Raw genomic sequence first — 21,306 nt, forward strand, 5'->3', positions numbered from 1 at the left:
TTAGGTTATTCTGCCTCACACATTGATCTCTTTATCTTTGACAGGCTGCAAGGGCAGCCTGTTATCCCTCCGATGATTTTAAAAAGTGATAACTATGAAACAAGCAGTTAAAACTGAACTTTTTGCCTCTAAAGCACCGCTGGAGTGGGCTGTAATTGCTAATGGCCAGTTGTCGACGGCGCAGATTCCCATTGATCAGAATGGGCAGGTGGTTGACGGCGGCATTGAAGCTCAGGCGCGTCAAACCATGGATAACCTGAAACATACCATTGAGGCTGCAGACCTGACGATGGATCACGTCACTCAGGTGCTGATCTATGTCACGGATCGTGATCAAATGCCTGTGTTTAATAAGGTCTATGCTGAGTATTTCCAAGCGCCTTACCCAAACCGTGCCGCGATGATAGTAGCCGGTTTGGCCCGTGAAGAGATGCTGTGTGAAGTGGTTGCCTATGCCACTGTGCCACAGTAACCCTGTATTCGAATAAACCGTCCCTCATCGGTTTATGGGTTACGCAAAGTTCAAACTTCGCCATTTGAAGTGAATTTGGTTTGAAATCTGTTGCTGGAGCACTCCACCACAGATCTTACAAACAGGGTAAGCGAGCCCGCGTGTCGGCTCGCTTTTTTGTCAGTGTAACTATTGATCATTGATATCTGTTGTTGCTTTATTAGCTTTAGTTTTTTCTGCTATTTGAAGTACCGCGATTTCTACTTGCTGAGGAATAACTGCCACGTTTGCCTGAACTGCGCCTTTTCTTCTTAAACGCATCTTTATTTTCCAGCCCGGCTAAACCAGACATCTGAGCCGTTTTTGCTTGCTCTATCATGCTGTTGAGTTGCTGTTGCATGGGCAGCATAAAGTCATCGTATTTCAGCGCCTTCTGGCTGATATTCTCCAGCATGGATTCCCAGTGGGCGGTCATATCCGGCAGAGTGGCGGACTCGGGCAGGTTATTGATCAGGGCCTGACCGGTTGGGGTAGAGAGAATCAGCTTGTTCTGACGCTGTAAAAAGCCACGTTTAAATAGCAGCTCGATAATGCCCGCACGGGTGGCTTCTGTGCCCAGGCCATCGGTGTCTTTCAGAATCTTCTTAATGCTTTTATCTTTTACATAGCGGGCGATGCCTGTCATGGCAGACAGTAAAGTCGCATCGGTAAAGTGCTTGGGTGGCTGGGTTTGTTTCTCCAGCAGTTCGCCGTGACTACAGTGCAACACATCGCCTTTTTTTAGAGCCGGTAGATGTTGTTCATCCGGTTCCTGCTCAAACGGTTTTTTCCAACCCAGATCGATATTCTGCCGAGCTTTGGCGATAAACAAACCGCCGGCAATATCAAAGCTGATCTGTTGAGTGTTATAACGATATGCGGGATAAAACTGTGCCAGATACTGGCGGGCGATCAGTTCGTAGAGTTTTCGTTCGTCATTGGCTAAGCGGCCACTATCCATGCTTTTGGTTGTCGGGATAATAGCGTGGTGTGCATCCACTTTGCTGTCATTCCAGGCCTTGCTGACCAGTTTCTGATCCGCTTCTGTTGCACCCTGGCGCAAATTATCCGCCGTGTTTTGGATGGCACTGATCACCGCAGGGGCATCTTTCAGCTGATCTTTAGGCAGATGACGACTGTCGGATCTGGGGTAGGTGATCAGGTTGTGTCTTTCATACAGCGCCTGACACAGATCCAGTACCTGTTGTGCCGAGAAACCGAAACGCTTGTTCGCGGCGATCTGCAGTTGTGACAGGTTAAAGGGCAGCGGTGGTGACTCTCTTTTGCTTTGCTGCTCAACGTCGACCACGGTGGCCGCTTGTTCAAAAATACGCTGTACCACATGTTCGGCCAGCTTTTTATTCAGTACCCGGCTTTCTTCATCCATATGAGGTGCGCAGGCATCACTGGGTTGCCATTCTGCAGTAAAGCTATGGTTATTTTTCCCGGATGCATCGGTGTGCAGGTGGGCGAGTACTTCGTAGAAGTTTTTCGGCTGGAAGTTTTTGATCTCTTCGTCGCGGCGCACCACCAGGCCCAAGACTGGGGTCTGTACCCGGCCTACCGAGAGCACGCCTTTATAACCCGCTTGCTGTCCTTTAAGGGTATAAGCACGGGTGAGGTTAATCCCATAGAGCCAGTCCGCACGACTGCGGGCCAGTGCCGAAGTAGCCAGTGGAATAAAATCCCGATTGCTACGCTCGTTATTGAGGGCTTTTTTGACCGCGCCTGGGTTTAAGTCACTGATCAGTACCCGACGGGTATTGTTGCGTTTAGTGGCAGATGTTTTAAGGTAGCTGATCACCTCATCGACCAGTAGTTGTCCTTCACGGTCCGGGTCACCGGCATTAACCAGAATACTGGCTTGTTTTACCAGCTTGCGCAGTACCGTCAGCTGTTTGCGGGTTTGGCTTTTGGGCTCTAACTGCCACTGGTCGGGAATAATGGGCAGTTTATCCAGCTGCCACTTTTTCAGGGCTGGATCATAGACTTCAGGATCGGCTTGCTCTAACAGGTGGCCAATACACCAACTAACACAATCACCCTGTCCGGTTTCGATATAACCCTCATGCTTTTTATGAGGTTTGGGCAATACCGCTGCGATAGCGCGGCCCAGACTGGGTTTTTCTGCAATATAGAGTTTCATACGATCTTGTGGTCCATATACAGCTGATATTTTCAATATACAGTGGCTTATCCCGCACACTGTATGACGACAGCGTTTATACAGTACTTTTTGTTGTAAAAAAGCAGGCAGGAAATAGCGAAAAATTTCCCCTTAGCCATGTATAATGCGCGCCATCTATACCGGTGCGACCAGTGTGTTTAGGTGATGGCCAGGGTGTTTGCGGGCATTTTAAGCTTATTTTCAACCCTGCTTTCAACCTAAATCGGCATATTTCAAAACACAGGATTCAGCCCGTTACAATCTTCTTAATGTCACTACTGTACACGACTACTGTTTTCATATACAGTGTTCTGTAGTTTAGGATTTCAAATTAAAGGTGTGTCATGTCAGATCAAGAAAATCGTCAGAAAGCGTTAGGCGCGGCCCTGTCTCAGATTGAGCGCCAGTTTGGTAAGGGTGCGGTTATGCGCATGGGCGAGCAGCCTCGTGAAGCTATTCCTGCGGTATCCACCGGTTCTCTGGGTCTGGACGTTGCACTGGGCATTGGCGGTCTGCCATATGGCCGTATTGTTGAAATCTTTGGTCCTGAATCTTCCGGTAAAACCACGCTGACGCTGCAAGTGATTGCTGAAGCTCAGAGGCAGGGCAAAACCTGTGCTTTCGTTGATGCGGAGCACGCGCTTGATCCGATTTATGCCGAGAAGCTGGGTGTAAATCTGGACGAGATGCTGGTATCTCAGCCTGACACCGGTGAGCAGGCGCTGGAAATCACCGATATGCTGGTGCGTTCCAATGCGGTTGACGTCGTGATTGTTGACTCCGTGGCGGCTCTGACACCGCGTGCTGAGATCGAAGGTGAGATGGGGGATTCCCATATGGGTCTGCAGGCACGTCTGATGTCTCAGGCGCTGCGTAAAATCACCGGTAACATCAAAAACGCCAACTGTCTGGTGATCTTTATTAACCAGATTCGTATGAAGATCGGCGTGATGTTCGGTAACCCTGAAACTACAACGGGTGGTAACGCGTTGAAGTTCTACGCTTCTGTACGTCTGGATATCCGTCGTACCGGTTCCGTGAAGCAGGGTGACGAGGTTGTGGGTAACGAGACCCGCGTTAAGGTGGTGAAGAACAAGGTATCGCCTCCGTTCAAACAAGCCGAATTCCAGATTATGTACGGTAAGGGTATCTATCATGCCGGTGAAGTGATCGATCTGGGTGTACAGCATAAGCTGGTTGATAAAGCCGGTGCCTGGTACAGTTATAACGGCAATAAGATCGGTCAGGGTAAAGCCAACGCCGCTCAATACCTGATGGATAACCCGGAAATATTAAGTGAGATTGATGGTAAGTTACGTGAAATGCTGCTGACCCCTATTCCTGCTAAGGCAGAGTCCGGTGCAAAAGCGACAGAAGAAGATAAAAAAGCGGCTAAAGAATCCAAAGAACCTAAAGAAGACAAGCTGCTATAGGCTTATGAAATAGCACTTTGTGCGTTACCCGCTCTACTCAGCCTTAAAACCAGTCAAAGCGATTTGACTGGTTTTTTGCCGTTTGGGGTAAGGGGTAACGGTTGAGATAGTCAGAGCGAATAATAAAGTCTGTCTGATTCAAGCCCGGATCGGATATTGGTAATAGCGCAAGGGTGAAACGGGGTGGAAAACAAAGATGGCGGCAAAAAAACTCACCACAGAATCTGAAATTTTCCAGGCGGCAATTGATCTGTTATCCCGCCGGGACTATGCGGCTGGTGAGCTTAAGCAAAAGCTGTTGGTTAAAACCGGTCCTGCTGAGGCGGAATCCTCGGAAGGTGATGGGTTTGACGAGCCGGTTGAGCCTCAAGTTTCACCGCGAGAATTAGTAGAGCGGGTGATTATCCGTGTGCAGGAAGCAGGCTATCAAAGCGATGAGCGTTATATCGAAATGCTGGTGCGTGCCCGTAAAGAACGGGGTTATGGCCCGCAGTTTATCGCCCAGTATCTGCAGCAGTACAAACTGGATAGTCTGCTGGTTGAGGAGTATATCGACAGCCGTGATCCCGAGTGGAAAGAATACGCTCTCAGACAGCTGGAGAAAAAATACCGCCAGCCCAGTGATGATTTTAAGGAGCGGCAGAAGCAGCAACGTCATCTGTATCAACGGGGTTTTAACAGCGATCAGATCCGGTGGGCGATGAGTCGTTTTGATGAAGATACTGTTTGAATAGATGGTTCTCTTTTAACCCTCTCTTTTTTATCTATCGAGAACGTTTCTCAATAATCTGCTGGGTCTGGTTGTCTATTAACGTCTAACGTTACTGATCTGACGAGAAAAATCGGTTCTCAATCAAAGTAATACTACCCTTCCTGTCTGCAGGTCTTATAATATTTGCCTTTTACTCCTGGGGCTGAGTACAGCATCAGGCCGCTCTCTGGCTCTTTTCTGGGCAGAAGTGATGCCTGTCTCCAGGCTTAGATCGTGTATTCCCTACGGACCTGTTGTATGAAAAGTGCAGATATTCGCCAAGCCTTTTTAAAGTTCTTTGAATCGAAAGGCCACAAAATTGAAGCCAGTAGTTCACTGGTACCCGCTGATGATCCTACTCTGCTGTTTACCAACGCAGGTATGAACCAGTTTAAAGATTGTTTCCTGGGTATGGAAAAGCGGGATTACACCCGTGCCACGACCTCGCAGAAGTGTGTGCGTGCCGGTGGTAAACACAACGACCTGGAAAATGTGGGTTATACCGCCCGTCACCATACCTTCTTTGAAATGCTGGGTAACTTCAGCTTTGGTGATTATTTCAAACAGGATGCGATTAACTTCGCATGGGAATTCCTGACCTCTAAAGAGTATATGGGCCTGCCAACCGAAAAGCTGTACGTGACCGTATATGCGTCGGATGATGAAGCCTATGACATCTGGACCAAAGAAGTGGGTGTTCCTGAAAATCACATGATTCGTATCGGTGATAACAAGGGTGCACCATACGCATCGGATAACTTCTGGGCGATGGGTGATACCGGTCCTTGTGGTCCTTGTACTGAGATTTTTTACGATCACGGCCCTGACATTGAAGGTGGCCTGCCAGGTACGCCGGAAGAAGATGGCGACCGCTATATCGAAATCTGGAACGTGGTATTTATGCAGTTCAACCGTACTGCTGATGGTGAGATGCAGCCTCTGCCTGCGCCGTCTGTGGATACGGGTATGGGCCTGGAGCGTATCAGTGCAGTAATGCAGGGCGTTCACGGTAACTACGATATCGATCTGTTCCAGAACCTACTGAAAGCAGTAGCGGATGCGGTAGGTTGTGTCAACGATGGCAATCCATCACTGAAAGTGATCGCGGATCACATTCGTTCTTGTAGCTTCCTGATTGCCGACGGCGTAATTCCTTCCAACGAAGGCCGTGGTTACGTACTGCGTCGTATTATCCGCCGTGCTTGCCGTCATGGTAACAAGCTGGGTGCCACCGGTCTGTTCTTCCACAAGCTGGTATCCGCACTGGCTGACGAGATGGGTGAGGCTTTCCCTGAGCTGCGTGCTCAGCAGGAAACGATTGTACGTCTGCTGAAGTCTGAAGAAGAGCAGTTTGCTAAGACTCTGGAGCAGGGTCTGAAGATTCTGGAACAGGATCTGGCTGATCTGGACGGTAAAGTTATTCCGGGTGACGTGGTCTTTAAACTGTACGACACCTACGGTTTCCCAATGGATCTGACTGCAGATATCGCCCGTGAGCGTGATCTGGAAGTGGACGAAGCCGGTTTTGAAGTAGCGATGGAAGCCCAGCGTGAGCGTGCTCGTTCCAGCAGCAGCTTTGGCATGGACTACAATGCGCTGATTAAAGTGGATTCTGAAACGGTATTTACCGGCTACGATGGTACCGAAGGTACAGGCTCTGTTGTGGCTCTGTTCCGTGACGGTAAAGAAGTCGAGACACTGAGTGCCGGTGAAGAGGGTGTGATCGTACTGGATCAGACGCCTTTCTACGGTGAGTCCGGTGGTCAGGTAGGTGACTGCGGTATCCTGACTAAAGATGGCGCGCGTTTTGATGTACGTGATACGCAAAAAGCCAGCGGTGCTTTCCTTCATCATGGTCTGGTTGCAGAGGGTTCTGTCAGCAAAGGCGATAGTGTGAATGCAGCGGTTGAAGCCGATCTGCGTCTGCGTACTGCTCATAACCACTCGGCGACTCACCTGATACATGAAGCTCTGCGTCTGGTGCTGGGCGATCACGTGCTGCAGAAAGGCTCTCTGTGTGACAGCCAGCGTCTGCGTTTTGACTTCAGCCACTTTGAAGCGGTCACGCCGGAGCAGCTGAAGCAGGTTGAAGAGATTGTTAACGCTCAGATCCAGGCGAACCTGGAAGTAACCACTGAGCTGATGGATCTGGATGCCGCAAAAGCTAAAGGTGCCATGGCACTGTTTGGCGAGAAGTACACTGGTGAAGTCCGTGTGCTGAGCATGGGTGAGTTCTCCGTTGAGCTGTGTGGTGGTACTCACGCCAAGCGTACCGGTGATATCGGTCTGGTGCGTATTGTATCGGAAGGCGGTATCGCATCTGGTGTGCGTCGTGTCGAAGCGGTATCCGGTGCTGAAGCGATTGCTTACACCCAGAGCCGTGAAGCCCAGCTGAGCGAAGCGGCGGGTCTGCTGAAGTCTAAACCGGAGCAACTGGTTGAGCGTCTGACGGCGAGTCTGGATCGCAGTCGTGCACTGGAGAAAGAGCTGGAGCAACTGAAGGCTAAACTGGCCAGTGCGGCGGGCTCTGATCTGGCCTCTCAGGCGGTTGAGATTGCTGGTGCTAAGGTACTGGCGGTGAACGTTGAAGGCGCAGATGGCAAGTCTCTGCGTGATATGATGGATCAGCTGAAAAACAAGCTGGGCAGCTGTGCTCTGGTGCTGGCTGCTGTGAATGGCGACAAGGTTGCTCTGATCGCGGGTGTCAGTAAAGACCTGACTGGCAAAGTGAAAGCGGGTGAGCTGGTTAATCACGTTGCGACACAAATTGGCGGTAAAGGTGGTGGTCGCCCGGATATGGCGCAAGCGGGCGGTAATAACCCTGCGGCATTGCCAGGCGCACTGGAATCCGTTCAGGCCTGGGTTGAGGAAAAGCTGGCTTAATGTCAGACTTCTGAGAGCAGGACTAAGATCTGTTAGCTAAATAATACTTTGTTAACAGTATCCTACAGGGGCCCGGCTATATGCCGGGCTTTTTGACCAACCCGAAAAGGGAAAACGTAACGATGGCTCTTTACGTTCAGAAGTTTGGTGGTACCTCCGTAGGCTCCATCGAACGTATCAAAGCTGTTGCCGAAAAGGTAAAAGGTTACCGTAACGAAGGGCACGACGTAGTGGTTGTGGTCTCAGCTATGAGCGGTGAAACCAATCGTCTGATCGGACTGGCACATGAGATTCACGAGGAACCGACACCCCGTGAGATGGATATGCTGGTGTCCACCGGTGAGCAGGTGACTATTGCTCTGCTGTCGATGGCGCTGAACCATATGGATTGTCCGGCGGTGTCTTACACCGGTTCTCAGGTGAGTATTGTGACCGATAGCTCACATACCAAAGCCCGGATTAAGAAGATTGATAACGACAAAATCCACAAGGATCTGAGTGAAGGTCGTGTGGTTGTGGTGGCAGGCTTCCAGGGGGTGGATGAGCACGGCAATATTACCACGCTGGGTCGTGGTGGTTCCGACACCACAGGTGTAGCGCTGGCGGCAGCACTGAAAGCAGACGAGTGTCAGATCTTTACCGACGTTGACGGTGTATATACGACCGATCCGCGTGTCTGCTCAAAAGCAAAACGTCTGGAAACCGTGACTGTTGAAGAGATGCTGGAGCTGGCCAGCCTGGGCTCCAAGGTTCTGCAGATTCGTTCTGTAGAATTTGCTGGCAAATATAATGTCCCACTTCGCGTGCTGTCCAGTTTTGAGGATGGCCCGGGTACTCTGATTGTTGCTGAGGAAGTCGATGCAATGGAAGAACCGCTGATCTCTGGTATCGCCTTTACGGCGAACGAAGCTAAACTGACTGTATTGAATGCACCGGATATGCCGGGTGTGGCTTCCAGAATTCTGGGCCCTGTGGGTGATGCCAACATTGAAGTGGACATGATTGTTCAGAACGTGGCACCCGATGGCAAAACCACCGACTTTACCTTTACTGTAGCCCGTGGTGATTACAAAAAAGCCCAAGCGGTTCTGGAAGGTGTTGTGTCAGAGCTGGGTGCCGGTGAAATCGCTGGTGATAACGAAATCTGTAAAGTATCTCTGGTCGGTGTGGGTATGCGCTCCCATGCAGGTGTAGCCAGTAAGATGTTTAAAGTGCTGTCAGATGAAGGTATCAATATCCGTATGGTTTCTACCTCAGAGATTAAAATTTCTGTTGTGATTGATGAGAAATTTATGGAGCTGGCTGTACGTGCTCTGCATACCGCATTCGGGTTGGATAAAGAAGAAGATTAAAATCTGCTTTTGAAGTTTTAAACAGGGTCTACTTTAATAAAGAAGACCCTGTTTTTTTTTATCTGGAGCATATATTCTGTAAGAAACTTTTCGGCAGAATAGTTTTTGATGAAGGGTTTATTACAGGAAATAGTTGAGTGAAACGGTATTTGCCGCATAATATGCGCTCAATTTAAAAGATGGCCTCTACATCCATCTGATCTGCTGTATGCTCCACAAGAGCATCAGTCCCCGAGGAGATAAGGAGATTCAACCATGTTGATTTTAACCCGCCGTGTTGGTGAAACCCTGATGATTGGTGACGAGGTTACTGTAACTGTACTGGGCGTTAAAGGTAATCAGGTACGTATCGGTGTAAATGCACCAAAAGAAGTAGCGGTTCACCGTGAAGAGATCTATCAGCGCATTCAGCGTGAGAAAGAGGGTTCTGACCAGAGCGATTCCTAAGTTACGAAAAAATAACTAAAAAAATATAAAAAAAGATAGACAAGCCGAAAAACTGTGGTATAGTTTGCGCCGTGTTTCGGAGAGGTGGCCGAGAGGCTGAAGGCGCTCCCCTGCTAAGGGAGTATAGAGTTTGTAGCTCTATCGAGGGTTCGAATCCCTCCTTCTCCGCCACATCATCACCCGCTCGTAGCTCAGCTGGATAGAGTACCTGGCTACGAACCAGGCGGTCGGAGGTTCGAATCCTCCCGAGCGGGCCATTTTAAAACATTAGTATTTAGAATGAAGATGTGGTTTTGGTGTCTGTAACTAGAGATAGTTATAAGCTATTTTTAGATAGCTAGGCATTGCACTGTACGAATAACTTCGTAGAATTTTAAAGTTTTGCCCGCTCGTAGCTCAGCTGGATAGAGTACCTGGCTACGAACCAGGCGGTCGGAGGTTCGAATCCTCCCGAGCGGGCCATTCTTAAAAAACCAGAGTGAACGACTCTGGTTTTTTTCTTGTTTTGTTGTGGAGAGGTGGCCGAGAGGCTGAAGGCGCTCCCCTGCTAAGGGAGTATAGAGTTTGTAGCTCTATCGAGGGTTCGAATCCCTCCTTCTCCGCCACATCATCACCCGCTCGTAGCTCAGCTGGATAGAGTACCTGGCTACGAACCAGGCGGTCGGAGGTTCGAATCCTCCCGAGCGGGCCATTTTTTGATGTGAAGAATCAGCTCTGGTTTATCAGGGCAAAGGACTTTTAAGTCCAGGCAAGTTTTGCCCGCTCGTAGCTCAGCTGGATAGAGTACCTGGCTACGAACCAGGCGGTCGGAGGTTCGAATCCTCCCGAGCGGGCCATCTATTCTCTTCTTGGATTATCGACTTATCTAAGAACAAGAGATCAAAAAAACCGAAGCAAAGGCTTCGGTTTTTTTATTTCTGCTTCTCTATTTATTGTTCAGGTACTGCTATATCTTCTTATCTAATCAGTAGACTTTTCTTTATATTGTTTTAAAAGAGGCCTGTTTGTTTTATCCACAGGCCTTTCGAGCAAATAGAGCGGTAAGGGGTTGTTGATAACTCTTTATGGTTATGCCAGTCCAGATAAGTTGTTGTAGGTCGGAAAAGCCGCAAGGCGCCTTCCGACAATTATCCGGTATCGGAGTCAATGTAGGATGGCGCTTCGCTTATCCGGCCTACCCTGATATCAAGAAACTTATCGTGAATGGTATTATCTATCGTTCTGAGCAAGCCGCGCTCTGCATCTGGTTACAGATTGTAGCTATTTAATCTTTGATTAAAGTCTTCCGGTAATCTGTCAGCAAATAACCTTTCCTGTTGCGCTGAAGCCGCGATCAGTTCCAGCATAGGCTCGGCTTTAATACAGGTTTTGGCTTGCTCAAACAGTACCTCCATACGCGGATCTTGCTTTTTCATCATCGTCAGCCACTGTTTGCCTCTCGATATCAGGTATTTCTCGGGGCAGTGGCTCTGTATTTGCCATAAATAGTGCAAAATGACAGCAGCTAGATCAGCGGGGGTAGGTCGCTCATGAATATCATGTCGAATCCGATAGGCCAGGTAAGGATCTGCGATTAGACCGCGACCAATCATGACGTCTTTACAGTTGCTGACTTCGCGGCAGTTGTGATAATCCTCAATACTCCATATATCGCCATTTGCAATTAGCGGGATATGGGCCTTCTCTTTTAGCTTGGCAATCCAATGCCAGTGTGCAGGTGGCTTATAGCCTTCTACCTTGGTTCGGGCGTGTACCGTTAATTCTGTTGCGCCGCCATCCTGAATCGCTGCCAGATTTTCAAAGGCCAGGTTTTTATCTTCATAGCCCAGACGCATTTTTGCTGTCAGACGGGCACCGCTCCCCTCAAGTGCTTTTGCCGTAGATGATACTATTTGATGAATTTCCTCGGGGTCTTGGAGGAGTACAGCTCCTCCTTTGTGACGATTGACGGTTTTGGCTGGGCAGCCAAAATTAAGGTCCACGACCTCAGCGCCTAGCATGGCGGCTTTGGAAGCATGGCGGGCCAGTAATTCGACATTATTGCCTAACAGCTGTAAATGAACGGGCACCTGACTGACGGTTCGGCAATCATGTAGCAGTTCCGGGCAGGTCTTTTTAAAAGCTTTGGCCGGTTGTATCTGGTTTGTAATGCGCAGGAATTCGGTGACACAGAAACTCAGTCCGCCGATTTCACTCAGCAGCTGGCGGACGTGGTAATCCACAACCCCCTCCATAGGTGCCAGTGCGATGCGATCTTCTGCTGTGATGCCTGCTGCTTTTTGGGGCAGGGCATGATTTGGGTTGATCGCTGGGTTGCTACTGTTTTGCTCAGTAGATGAAAGGGGGATTAACGGCTTGGGCATGATGAGTCGCTGTTGATCAAAGGTCTAAGGGAAGACAGATATTGATAAAGGTCAAGCTCTGTTTCGACGTGGCAATGATATAACGTTTGTACGATAAAGGAATCTTTCAGTGTGAAAGAAGTGACTTTTAGCTGTTGTTTGTGTTCGGTTTTTAGCGAAATTGACCCTTGAGTCCTGTTAATTGTCTACAGTTTCCGGGATTTTATTGCTTGGCACAAAAAATCAAGGTAAATTAGCTGCGCCCTTGTGTCTGTGTATTGGGCGAGAGCACAGATTTCAGGGGCACGCTGCAAGAGGCAAAAAAAATAGGTGGCAGACTCCTAGTCAAAGTCTGACCCATCCAAGAACTAAACGAGGAATGGCTTAATGCAACCTTCTGAGCTGATTTCCGAAGGCATCAGCCTGATGCTGTTCGGTATGGGGTTTGTTTTTGTATTCCTGACGTTGCTGGTTTACGCAACGGGCGCTATGTCCAATATAGTGACTCGTTTTGTTAAACAGGCTCCGGCAGAAACAACGAACAAACCGGCTCCTGCAAGCGCACCTGCTGCTGGCAATAATGATGAGCTGATCGCGGTAATGACCGCCGCAGTTCATAAATTTCGAGCGGGCAAATAAGAGCAGACGCTTTTTTAGCCAATAAAAACTCATAATTAATGGAAAAGGCCAATACCCATGACCGAGTCCAAAAAACCACTAGGCATTACTGATGTCGTCCTGCGTGACGCTCATCAGCCCCTGTTTGCGACCCGCCTGCGTCTTGATGACATGCTTCCTATTGCTGAGAAGCTGGATCAAGTCGGTTTCTGGTCATTAGAATCCTGGGGAGGAGCAACGTTTGACTCCTGTATTCGCTACCTGGGCGAAGATCCGTGGGACCGCATTCGCGAACTGAAAAAAGCGATGCCTAATACCCGTCATCAAATGCTGCTGCGTGGCCAGAACCTGCTGGGCTACCGTCATTATGCTGACGATGTGGTTGATAAGTTTGTTGAGCGTGCTGCGACTAACGGTGTGGATGTGTTCCGTGTTTTTGATGCGATGAACGATCCGCGTAACCTGCAGCGTGCACTCGAAGCCGTTAAGAAAGTAGGTAAACACGCGCAAGGTACGCTGTCTTACACTACAAGTCCGGTTCATAACCAGGAAGCCTGGGTTAGCCTGGCTAAGCAGATCGAAGATATGGGTGCAGACTCTATCGCGATCAAAGATATGGCGGGTATTATGACGCCATACGATGCTTATGAACTGGTATCTCGCCTGAAAGCGGAAACAGATCTGGAAGTTCAGCTGCATGCGCATGCGACTTCTGGTCTGTCCGATATGACCATCCTGAAAGCGGTAGAAGCCGGTATTGACCGTGTTGATACAGCGATCTCTTCCATGTCCATGACCTATGGTCACACAGCGACTGAATCCGTTGTTGCTGCCCTGCAAGGCACTGACCGCGACACCGGTATCGATCTGCTGCTGCTGGAAGAAATTGCGGCTTACTTCCGTAAAGTGCGTAAGAAATACGCGAAGTTTGAAGGTGCCCTGCGTGGTACTGACTCCCGTATTCTTGTGGCACAGGTACCTGGCGGCATGCTGACCAATATGGAAAGCCAGCTGCGTGAACAGGGTGCCGGAGACAAGTTCGATGAGGTTCTGGCTGAGATCCCGCGTGTGCGTGAAGATCTGGGTCATATTCCTCTGGTAACGCCAACCTCTCAGATTGTCGGTACTCAGGCAGTACTGAACGTACTGACCGGTGAGCGTTATAAGAGCATCTCCAAAGAAACTCAGGGTATCCTGAAAGGTGAATACGGTGCAGCGCCTTCTGCTTACAATGCAGAGCTGCAGGCTAAAGTACTGAATGGTGCTGAGCCAATCACCTGTCGTCCGGCAGATCTGCTGGAAGCCGAAGTGGATAAACTGACTGCTGAGCTGAACGATCTGGCAAAAGAGAAGGGTTTCAACCTGGCTTCTGAGTCCATTGACGACGTTCTGACTTATGCCCTGTTCCCGCAAATCGGTTTGAAATTCCTGGAAAACCGTGGCAACCCTGATGCATTCGAACCTGTTCCAACCGAAGAAGAAGGTACTAAAGCTGTGAGCAAGAATACTGGTCCTGAAGTTTACACTATCACCGTTAACGGCCAGAACTACGTAGTTCAGGTAACTGAAGGCGGCGATATTTCTAATGTTCAACCTGCCGCAGCTCCAGCGGCGGCGCCAGCAGCTGCACCAGCTGGTACGGGTGAGCCTGTAACTGCGCCTCTGGCAGGTAACATCTTTAAGGTTATGGTTAACCCAGGCCAGGCTGTACAGGAAGGTGACGTAGTAATCATCCTAGAAGCGATGAAGATGGAAACTGAAGTTCGTGCAGCACGTTCCGGTACTGTAGGTACTGTAAACGTACGTGAAGGCGATGCGGTTGCCGTGGGCGACACTCTGCTGACTCTGTAAGTCCTGCTTTTGAAACGAGGTTGATTTAAATGGAACAACTTTTGAGCTTATGGCAGGGCTCGGGTCTTTACAACATGGGCTTTGGGCAGTTGACGATGATTCTCATCTGTCTGGGGCTGCTGTATCTGGCAATCGTAAAGAACTTCGAACCACTGCTACTGGTTCCAATCGGTTTTGGTGGTCTGCTGGCCAACATTCCTGAAGCCGGTTTAGCCCTGTCTGCTGCGGAGCAAGCTATTTATATGGCTAACCCGGATGTACTGGCGTCTATGGCGCAGGTGCTGGGTGCTGAAGCTGCGGATAAAGAAACACTGTTGCATCTGGTACACGAAGCACAGCCTAGCACTTACGCTGCTGCTCAGCTGGCGGCGCAGGATGCAGGTTACTCCAATGGTATGCTGTATAGTTTCTACTCTGTAGCGATCGCCAGTGGTATTGCACCTCTGGTTATCTTTATGGGTGTAGGTGCGATGACTGACTTTGGTCCTCTGCTGGCTAACCCTAAGACTCTGTTCCTGGGTGCAGCAGCGCAGTTCGGTATCTTTGCTACCGTACTGGGCGCAGTTGGTCTGTCTGCCTTGGGCATTATGGATTTCTCCGTACAGCAAGCGGCAGCTATCGGTATCATCGGTGGTGCAGACGGCCCTACGTCTATTTACGTAGCGAGTCTGCTGGCCCCTGAACTGCTGGGTGCAATCGCGGTAGCGTCTTACTCTTACATGGCTCTGGTGCCTCTGATTCAGCCACCTATTATGCGTGCGCTGACGACTCCAGAAGAGCGTAAGATTGAGATGGTTCAGCTGCGTACCGTATCTAAAGCAGAGAAGATCATCTTCCCTCTGGTACTGCTGGTACTGGTAGCTCTATTGCTGCCTGACGCGGCACCTCTGCTGGGTATGTTCTGCTTCGGTAACCTGATGAAAGAGTGTGGCGTAGTTGAGCGTCTGAGCGATACTGCACAGAATGCTCTGATCAACATCACCACTATCTTCCTGGGCCTGTCAGTAGGTTCCAAGCTGATGGCGGACAAGTTCCTGGCATTAGAAACCCTGGGTATTCTGGCACTGGGTATCGTAGCCTTCGGTATCGGTACTGCGTGTGGTGTTCTGATGGCTAAGCTGATGAACCGTGTGACTGAAACTCCAGTCAACCCTCTGATTGGTTCTGCAGGTGTATCCGCTGTACCTATGGCGGCACGTGTATCCAACAAGCTGGGCCTGGAATACAACCCACACAACTTCCTGCTCATGCACGCTATGGGCCCGAACGTTGCAGGTGTAATCGGTTCTGCGGTAGCAGCCGGTGTGATGATCAAATACCTGGGCGGCTAACAGCCTGATCTCTGGTTTGATCTGCGCTTTTCATAAGCGCGATACGAAAACCCCATGGCAGTGCCATGGGGTTTTTCATTGTTTACTCGGCGAAAGCAGTAACCCCATATGCTTGAAAGAAAGCAGAGGCACCCTAGTTGATATGATTATGCCTGTATGTTCTGTAGCAAGCCGGTAGGCACGACCAACTGATCTAGGTTTCCTGATCTGGTGTAGCCATTGTTGGGGATATTATCTGTTGGTCTAGGTAGGGCTTCTGAGCCAAGCTTCATTACTTGCTGAACTTTTGAGCTACTGTCATTAAATTGTATTTTTTCACGATCTTGCCCAGTCGCAATACTGATAATGTAACCGCTGGAATGAGTGAGATAAACACTGTTCCCCGTTGAATGTACCTGAAAATCTGGAGCGCTACCCACAATTCGATAAGTATCGCTCAACACAAGACCGTTTTTTGCTTCCGGTAGTTTGATCTCAGTTTGCTGCGGTTGAGCCTGATCTTCTTGTTGTTCTCTCGCTGCTTGAGCTGCCTCTCTATTTTCTCGCGTTTGAACTTTTTGTATTTGTGCTCGATTGGTCTGTTCAATAGAGTTTAGAACACTTGGAGTATTTCCAGTATGCACACTGGAGGAGGGCTGCGCTTTCGGGGAGGCAACGGATTGGGCTGCAATACTGCTATAAACAGGAACGGTACTACTAGTAACAGTAAAATTAGTAGCAGTAAAATTGGTGACTGCGGCTACCATAGCTTCTCTCCTCTCAATAAACGATATTAGAGGCCTTTGCTGAGAGATACGTTACGCTAAAGAGCGGATGTGCCGAGTTGATAATGGTCAGACCTTATCAGGTTACGGCTTACTATCTCTTAAACATAGATGAAAAAAAGCACTGTTGCCAAATAGACCACAGAGATAATTGGAAGTTCGCTAAGGTAACAAGGGTGGGGACTGCAGCTTGCTTTGAGGAAGGGGGCTAACCCAGGAAGGTTTAGAGTCCTCTTTTGGGTTAGCTATAATACCAAACCAGATAAGTTGTTGTAGGTCGGAAAAGCCGCAGGGCGCCTTCCGACAATAATCAGAGCCAGTGTCGGATGGCGCTTCGCTTATCCAACCTACTCTGATATTAAGAAACTTATCGGGAATGGTATAAGTTTGCTGTTAACTCGCTGGCATATCAGAAATATCGGCTAATTGTAACTTGAAGGTAGTCATCATTGCGCAGGCTGTGCATTGGATCACGGCTGTCTGAAGCATCAATAATGCGCGCTTCACCACTTAGCTTCCACCAGTTGTTCAGGCGGCGACTGGCTTCAATACTGAAGATATGGCCATCATAATCCATATCTCTTCCCAAACCTGCAAGAATCTCGGTGCCTTCCTCATCATTAAGCGCAAAGCGCAGACCACCAAAAAGGTCGTTTTGCATTGTCGATGAGGCATCTTTGCCCCGCTCATCCCAACCATACTCAACGATTAAACCTAAATCTGTATCGGTATCCATGATGCCATACAGGGTATACTCAAAGCCGGTATGAAGAGCGGCAAAGCTTTCACTCTTGCTGTCCCTATGAATCATCTCCAGTTTAAATAACCAATCCAACCAGATAGCCTGGGCCGTCGCTCCAACTTGAGTCATCTGCTCATAATAGGGCACAAGTACCGGTGTGCCATTCTCAAGGCTGGCCTGTAGCAAAGGTTCACGATTGGTGCCGTGGAAGGCGGAGAGTGTCAGATCCAGCCAATCGTAACTTTGGCTCCAGCGAATCGCCAGATCCGTATGCAACTGTTTTGCACTGCTTTCATACTGGGCATCATCGCTGATATTCAAGGGCAGGCTAGGGCGGCCATCAGTACTGGCGAAGGTACGTTCCCTGAAGCCAGGTAGCAGGTAGAAGTCCCAGATACCCGAATCCATTGCGATGGAAAGGTTGATCATGGGTTGACCCAGTTTTTCCTCGCCACTGATGTTTTCCACCAGATCGGTTTGATTGATCACATCGACCAGGTGTTGGAATTCGGTCACGCCCCAGAACTCTTTGCGCAGACCTGAGCGTACCTCCCAATTGTCTTGAGTGTATATCCAGTAGGCTTCGCGAATATCACCATGGGTGCGCTCATCATCGTTCTGATCAATACGTAGCATGGGCTTAAATTGCAGCAGATGCTGCTGATCTTCACTAAACCAAACCCATTGGGGTTCGATCAGTACGGAGGCGTTAGTATCTTCCTGATTATTTCGGCTGGCATCCTCGGTAAAGACCCGGGCTTCCAGGTCGATCTTACCGCTGAACTCCAGTTCTGCCTGAGCAGAACCGGCCAGAGCACTCATCAGTGCTCCGGCCAACCAATAAGCAGGCTTGGATCTCTGCATTTTTGCTGCAGTGATGGCTTGCTTCATGGTAAGTGCTCCTGATTAACGGGCGCGTTTTAACGCGTTTTTGTTAAAGTCACGTTCATCCAGACCCTGCTTAAAGCGGTAGTCTTTCCACGCCAGTACGGTGCTTTTGCCATTTTGATGGTTCTGCATTTCCATCTTATCAGCGCGCCAGTATTGACCGACATACTGTTGATAACCGGTAAAGTTCAGGGTTTTCAGTCGTTCGTTTTTACGGTCGTAGAAATCCAGTTTCTGCATACGGTATTCCGTGGTATCAACCCAGCTGATGCGACGGGTATAGCCGGAGGTCTTTTCTACCGGATAGCTTTCTACGACATAGCAGGTTAGTTTGCCGCAGGCTTCTTCGGTCAGATACTTGTAGGTGTATTTATCGATCTCAAAGGAACCCATATCCTCATAGGAGAACTCGGAGCCCATAAAAGGACCGGATTTGTTGCGTGACGAGATACGCTTTACACGACCGAGTGCAGGCAGGTACAGCCATTGATCATCCGGCTTATTAATATGGGAGAAGCTCAGGAAAGCGGTTCCCTTAACATCTCTGGGTTCATCAAAGATGGTCAGGCTTTTATCGCCATCATTCTCCTGCTCCAGGGATTTCATACGAATCTCCCGAATACTCTCCTGGCCCTGAGCGTTGCGCAGAATCATCTGCATCTCGGCCTGCATATCCTGCCAACCGGTGTCACGACGTTCGTACTCTTCCATGATACTACGGCCTTTATCCTCAACGCTTTGTGCTAAAGCCAGAGGGCTTAGCGTGACACAGAGGCTTAATCCTGTCAGTGCCAGTTTATGCGGCAGGTTGTTCAGAGCCATGGGCTACTCCTTTATCATTATCTGAATCTTGTTGAGAGATTTTCGAATCTTGTACGCTATTGTTTGTATCCAGCTTCATCAGTAGAGGCGGCAGGAACAGGAAGTCTACAATCAGTGCGATCAAAATGGTGATAGCCGTCATTAAGCCCATTTCGGCATTCACTTTGAATGTGGATTGGGCCAGTATCATAAAGCCGCACACCAGAACAAAGGTCGTCACCCACAGTGCACGACCTACACTGCCGAAGGCGTATTGAACGGCGCCATGACTATCTGCACCTTTATTACGACGAGCGTGCAGGTATTTGCTTAAGAAGTGCACTGTATCATCGACGACGATACCCAATGTCATACTGGCAACAATGGATAGGCCTAAACCAATTTGGCCAACGGATAATCCCCAGATGCCAAAGGCTACTGTTGCAGGTAGGATATTTGGTAACAGGCTCAGCAGACCAAAACGCACCGAACGCAGTGCAAACCCCAGTACCAGTGATATCAGCAGTAATGCGATAACCGTACCTGAGATCATGCTGATAATATTGCGTTGGCCTATGTGAGCAAACATCAATGTTGGACTGGCCAGTGTTGCCGTGTATTGAGGCGCGTTTTGGCTAAACCACTCGATAATCCGCTGCTCAATGGCCAGTTGCTCATTCGTGGTCTGGTTCTTCAGTGTGACCACAACCCGGGTAGAGGATTTATCAACATTAAGCTGATTGTTCAGATCCAGGCCGTAAGGCAAAGACATCTCATATAGCAGCAGATACTGAGCAGCCAACTCCTGGTTATCTGGCAGTTTGTACCACGAAGGATCATCACCGTGCATATTTTTATTCAAGCGTTTGATGATATCGGTAATGGTATTCACATGGTCCGTTTCCGGTTGTTCACGCATCCAGTTACTGAAATCTTCGACTACCTGGAGAAAGGCGGGATTATTGATGCCACTTGTCACTCCGCTATCAATCGACAGTTCGATCGTTGTCAAACCGGACAGATTATCCTGCATAAAATCGGTGGCCTGACGGAATTCGACGCTTTCATCAAAGTATTTTACAAAGTCGTCGTTGAGCTCATTTTTAGGCACAAAGATGCTGATGGCAATCAGAACCACTGTCATAGCCGGTAAGAGTACGCGGCGGTTTTTAATCACAAAGGCACTTAAGCCTAGCATCATATCTTTATCACCTTCCTCTTTTTGCTTCACTCGCAGAGGAAGTAGCATCAACAGAGCAGGGAAGATGGTGACAGAGAAAGCAAAGGCCAGCATGACCCCCATCGCCACCATATTACCCAGATCGCGGAATGGCGGTGAGTCTGAGAAGTTCATGGCAAGGAAGCCAATGGCAGTGGTAGCACTGGTCAGGAAGATAGGCTTCAGGTTGATACGCAGGCTGTCCAGCATGGCCTGCTTTTTCTTCACGCCATGACGCATCTCGTAGAACATAGTGGTAAGAATATGAATGCAGTCCGCGACAGCCAGGGTCAGGATAATGGTGGGCGCTGAGGCGGAAGGGCCTGTCAGATAAAAGCCCATCCAGCCTGCCAGCCCCATGGTCGCTACGATACTGGAGATGACCACTACAACTGTTGCAAAGGTGCCGGTAATGGTGCGTAGCATCAGGCCGATGGTGACGACTACCACCAGAAACATCGCAGGTACCAGTGTCGCATTATCTTCAAGCGTCGCTTCTGCAAAGCTGGTGTTCATCATCGCGACGCCAGATAGCATAATATCCAGGCCTGGATATTCCTGCTCAACCTGAGCACGAATCTCACGCACTTTATTGGCAACGGCTGGTATTTCCTCTACAGGGTTGATGCCCGGTAGCTGCAGTGTGACATTGACCACGGCCACATGCCCTTTCGATGAGATCAAACGTTTTTCGATCAGAGGATCTCCAATAGCAATGGCTTTGGCTTCATCCAGCTGGTTCTGATCCAGTGAGCGAGGTTCGTAGACCAGATCTTCAACAATCAGGTCATCCTCTTCCGCATGGCTGTACTGGTAATTGGTGATCGAATCCACTCGTGTGGAGTAAGGTACCTGCCAGGAGGCTTCAGTGATCTTCTGAATCGCTTCCAGGTGTTCCTGGGAGAAGATGGTTTTATTATCGGGTGCTATAACAAACGCGACGTTATCGCTTTTTGTATAGACCTTCTGCATGGCTTCAAAGGCTTGTAATTGAGGGTTTTCCGGTCCGAAAAACACCCGATAATCACTTTTAAAGACCAGTTTTTGTGCCCCTGCTGCTGCCGTGACTATCAGAGCTATTCCGATAAGTAAGGCGATCAGAGGGCGCTTTAACACAAAGTTAAAAAGCCGCTCAGACATGATTCAATCCTCTTGTGTCTGAATATTGAGAAAAGGGAAATTACTTCAATCTTCCGTAATCAGTTGATTTATTGATGGTCGTTTTGC

15 protein-coding genes and 6 tRNA genes are annotated in these 21,306 nt (G+C 49.1%); 15 read left to right on the forward strand and 6 right to left on the reverse strand.

Features of this window, described 5'->3' with window-relative positions; translation table 11 throughout:
* The first annotated feature begins 94 nt into the window (after positions 1 to 94).
* Positions 95 to 472 carry a RidA family protein gene (locus H579_RS0111205; protein ID WP_028300760.1) on the forward strand — a complete coding sequence of 126 codons (378 nt, stop codon included), beginning with the start codon at positions 95 to 97 and terminating at the stop codon, positions 470 to 472.
* 205 nt (positions 473 to 677) lie between these two features.
* On the opposite strand, the gene H579_RS25330 is transcribed toward H579_RS0111205, so the two are convergent.
* Positions 678 to 2,636 carry a DNA topoisomerase III gene (locus H579_RS25330; RefSeq protein WP_036566114.1) on the reverse strand — a complete coding sequence of 653 codons (1,959 nt, stop codon included), beginning with the start codon at positions 2,634 to 2,636 and terminating at the stop codon, positions 678 to 680.
* Between the two features lie 365 nt (positions 2,637 to 3,001).
* Here H579_RS25330 and recA point away from each other — a divergent pair, with 365 nt between their 5' ends.
* The 11 genes from recA to H579_RS0111265 all read left to right on the forward strand — a co-directional run bounded on the left by recA (position 3,002) and on the right by H579_RS0111265 (position 10,359).
* Complete coding sequence (gene recA / locus H579_RS0111215; RefSeq protein WP_028300761.1) at positions 3,002 to 4,090, forward strand: recombinase RecA; 1,089 nt, start codon at positions 3,002 to 3,004, stop codon at positions 4,088 to 4,090.
* 196 nt (positions 4,091 to 4,286) lie between these two features.
* Positions 4,287 to 4,820, forward strand: coding sequence for a regulatory protein RecX (locus H579_RS0111220; RefSeq protein ID WP_028300762.1), 534 nt, complete (start codon positions 4,287 to 4,289; stop codon positions 4,818 to 4,820).
* 279 nt (positions 4,821 to 5,099) lie between these two features.
* The gene (gene alaS, locus H579_RS0111225) at positions 5,100 to 7,724 is read left to right on the forward strand and encodes an alanine--tRNA ligase (protein WP_028300763.1); all 2,625 of its coding nucleotides are present in this window, start codon (positions 5,100 to 5,102) and stop codon (positions 7,722 to 7,724) included.
* Positions 7,725 to 7,846: 122 nt separating this feature from the next.
* The gene (locus H579_RS0111230; protein ID WP_028300764.1) at positions 7,847 to 9,076 is read left to right on the forward strand and encodes an aspartate kinase; all 1,230 of its coding nucleotides are present in this window, start codon (positions 7,847 to 7,849) and stop codon (positions 9,074 to 9,076) included.
* A gap of 255 nt (positions 9,077 to 9,331) precedes the next feature.
* On the forward strand, positions 9,332 to 9,523 hold the full coding sequence (gene csrA, locus H579_RS0111235) for a carbon storage regulator CsrA (RefSeq protein ID WP_028300765.1): 192 nt from the start codon (positions 9,332 to 9,334) through the stop codon (positions 9,521 to 9,523).
* A gap of 78 nt (positions 9,524 to 9,601) precedes the next feature.
* Positions 9,602 to 9,694 (forward strand) — tRNA-Ser (locus H579_RS0111240).
* Positions 9,695 to 9,703: 9 nt separating this feature from the next.
* Positions 9,704 to 9,780, forward strand: a tRNA-Arg gene (locus H579_RS0111245).
* Positions 9,781 to 9,908: 128 nt separating this feature from the next.
* Positions 9,909 to 9,985, forward strand: a tRNA-Arg gene (locus tag H579_RS0111250).
* 50 nt (positions 9,986 to 10,035) lie between these two features.
* Positions 10,036 to 10,128, forward strand: a tRNA-Ser gene (locus tag H579_RS0111255).
* A gap of 9 nt (positions 10,129 to 10,137) precedes the next feature.
* Positions 10,138 to 10,214: transfer RNA gene (locus H579_RS0111260), tRNA-Arg, on the forward strand.
* Positions 10,215 to 10,282: 68 nt separating this feature from the next.
* Positions 10,283 to 10,359: transfer RNA gene (locus H579_RS0111265), tRNA-Arg, on the forward strand.
* A 411-nt stretch (positions 10,360 to 10,770) separates the two neighbouring features.
* Here H579_RS0111265 and H579_RS25335 read toward each other — a convergent pair.
* Positions 10,771 to 11,886: a tRNA dihydrouridine synthase gene (locus tag H579_RS25335; RefSeq protein ID WP_084624079.1), complete on the reverse strand. Its 1,116-nt coding sequence runs from the start codon at positions 11,884 to 11,886 to the stop codon at positions 10,771 to 10,773.
* A 366-nt stretch (positions 11,887 to 12,252) separates the two neighbouring features.
* On the opposite strand from H579_RS25335, the gene H579_RS0111275 reads away from it, so the two are divergent.
* From H579_RS0111275 to H579_RS0111285, 3 genes are read left to right on the forward strand one after another with little or no spacing between them, the layout of a single operon-like run.
* A complete protein-coding gene (locus tag H579_RS0111275; RefSeq protein ID WP_028300766.1) occupies positions 12,253 to 12,504 on the forward strand; it encodes an OadG family protein in 252 nt (83 codons plus the stop codon).
* Positions 12,505 to 12,561: 57 nt separating this feature from the next.
* Positions 12,562 to 14,334, forward strand: coding sequence for a sodium-extruding oxaloacetate decarboxylase subunit alpha (gene oadA / locus H579_RS0111280; protein ID WP_028300767.1), 1,773 nt, complete (start codon positions 12,562 to 12,564; stop codon positions 14,332 to 14,334).
* 29 nt (positions 14,335 to 14,363) lie between these two features.
* On the forward strand, positions 14,364 to 15,665 hold the full coding sequence (locus H579_RS0111285; RefSeq protein ID WP_028300768.1) for a sodium ion-translocating decarboxylase subunit beta: 1,302 nt from the start codon (positions 14,364 to 14,366) through the stop codon (positions 15,663 to 15,665).
* A gap of 146 nt (positions 15,666 to 15,811) precedes the next feature.
* Here H579_RS0111285 and H579_RS0111290 read toward each other — a convergent pair whose 3' ends face one another.
* The 4 genes from H579_RS0111290 to H579_RS0111305 form a co-directional block, all read right to left on the reverse strand.
* On the reverse strand, positions 15,812 to 16,411 hold the full coding sequence (locus H579_RS0111290; protein WP_028300769.1) for a hypothetical protein: 600 nt from the start codon (positions 16,409 to 16,411) through the stop codon (positions 15,812 to 15,814).
* 427 nt (positions 16,412 to 16,838) lie between these two features.
* On the reverse strand, positions 16,839 to 18,062 hold the full coding sequence (locus H579_RS0111295; protein ID WP_245583253.1) for a hypothetical protein: 1,224 nt from the start codon (positions 18,060 to 18,062) through the stop codon (positions 16,839 to 16,841).
* A gap of 15 nt (positions 18,063 to 18,077) precedes the next feature.
* Positions 18,078 to 18,881 carry an outer membrane lipoprotein-sorting protein gene (locus tag H579_RS0111300; RefSeq protein WP_028300771.1) on the reverse strand — a complete coding sequence of 268 codons (804 nt, stop codon included), beginning with the start codon at positions 18,879 to 18,881 and terminating at the stop codon, positions 18,078 to 18,080.
* Positions 18,856 to 21,219 carry an efflux RND transporter permease subunit gene (locus tag H579_RS0111305; RefSeq protein WP_028300772.1) on the reverse strand — a complete coding sequence of 788 codons (2,364 nt, stop codon included), beginning with the start codon at positions 21,217 to 21,219 and terminating at the stop codon, positions 18,856 to 18,858. The genes H579_RS0111300 and H579_RS0111305 overlap by 26 nt, the downstream gene beginning before the upstream one ends.
* Positions 21,220 to 21,306: the final 87 nt, after the last annotated feature.

The organism is Oceanospirillum beijerinckii DSM 7166 (assembly GCF_000422425.1).
GTDB classification, from domain to species: domain Bacteria; phylum Pseudomonadota; class Gammaproteobacteria; order Pseudomonadales; family Halomonadaceae; genus Oceanospirillum; species Oceanospirillum beijerinckii.

Coding starts and splice junctions, on each gene's coding strand:
- H579_RS0111205 (WP_028300760.1), top strand. CDS start 95: ATGAAACAAGCAGTTAAAACTGAACTTTTTGCCTCTAAAGCACCGCTG.
- H579_RS25330 (WP_036566114.1), bottom strand. CDS start 2,636: ATGAAACTCTATATTGCAGAAAAACCCAGTCTGGGCCGCGCTATCGCA.
- recA (WP_028300761.1), top strand. CDS start 3,002: ATGTCAGATCAAGAAAATCGTCAGAAAGCGTTAGGCGCGGCCCTGTCT.
- H579_RS0111220 (WP_028300762.1), top strand. CDS start 4,287: ATGGCGGCAAAAAAACTCACCACAGAATCTGAAATTTTCCAGGCGGCA.
- alaS (WP_028300763.1), top strand. CDS start 5,100: ATGAAAAGTGCAGATATTCGCCAAGCCTTTTTAAAGTTCTTTGAATCG.
- H579_RS0111230 (WP_028300764.1), top strand. CDS start 7,847: ATGGCTCTTTACGTTCAGAAGTTTGGTGGTACCTCCGTAGGCTCCATC.
- csrA (WP_028300765.1), top strand. CDS start 9,332: ATGTTGATTTTAACCCGCCGTGTTGGTGAAACCCTGATGATTGGTGAC.
- H579_RS25335 (WP_084624079.1), bottom strand. CDS start 11,886: ATGCCCAAGCCGTTAATCCCCCTTTCATCTACTGAGCAAAACAGTAGC.
- H579_RS0111275 (WP_028300766.1), top strand. CDS start 12,253: ATGCAACCTTCTGAGCTGATTTCCGAAGGCATCAGCCTGATGCTGTTC.
- oadA (WP_028300767.1), top strand. CDS start 12,562: ATGACCGAGTCCAAAAAACCACTAGGCATTACTGATGTCGTCCTGCGT.
- H579_RS0111285 (WP_028300768.1), top strand. CDS start 14,364: ATGGAACAACTTTTGAGCTTATGGCAGGGCTCGGGTCTTTACAACATG.
- H579_RS0111290 (WP_028300769.1), bottom strand. CDS start 16,411: ATGGTAGCCGCAGTCACCAATTTTACTGCTACTAATTTTACTGTTACT.
- H579_RS0111295 (WP_245583253.1), bottom strand. CDS start 18,062: ATGAAGCAAGCCATCACTGCAGCAAAAATGCAGAGATCCAAGCCTGCT.
- H579_RS0111300 (WP_028300771.1), bottom strand. CDS start 18,881: ATGGCTCTGAACAACCTGCCGCATAAACTGGCACTGACAGGATTAAGC.
- H579_RS0111305 (WP_028300772.1), bottom strand. CDS start 21,219: ATGTCTGAGCGGCTTTTTAACTTTGTGTTAAAGCGCCCTCTGATCGCC.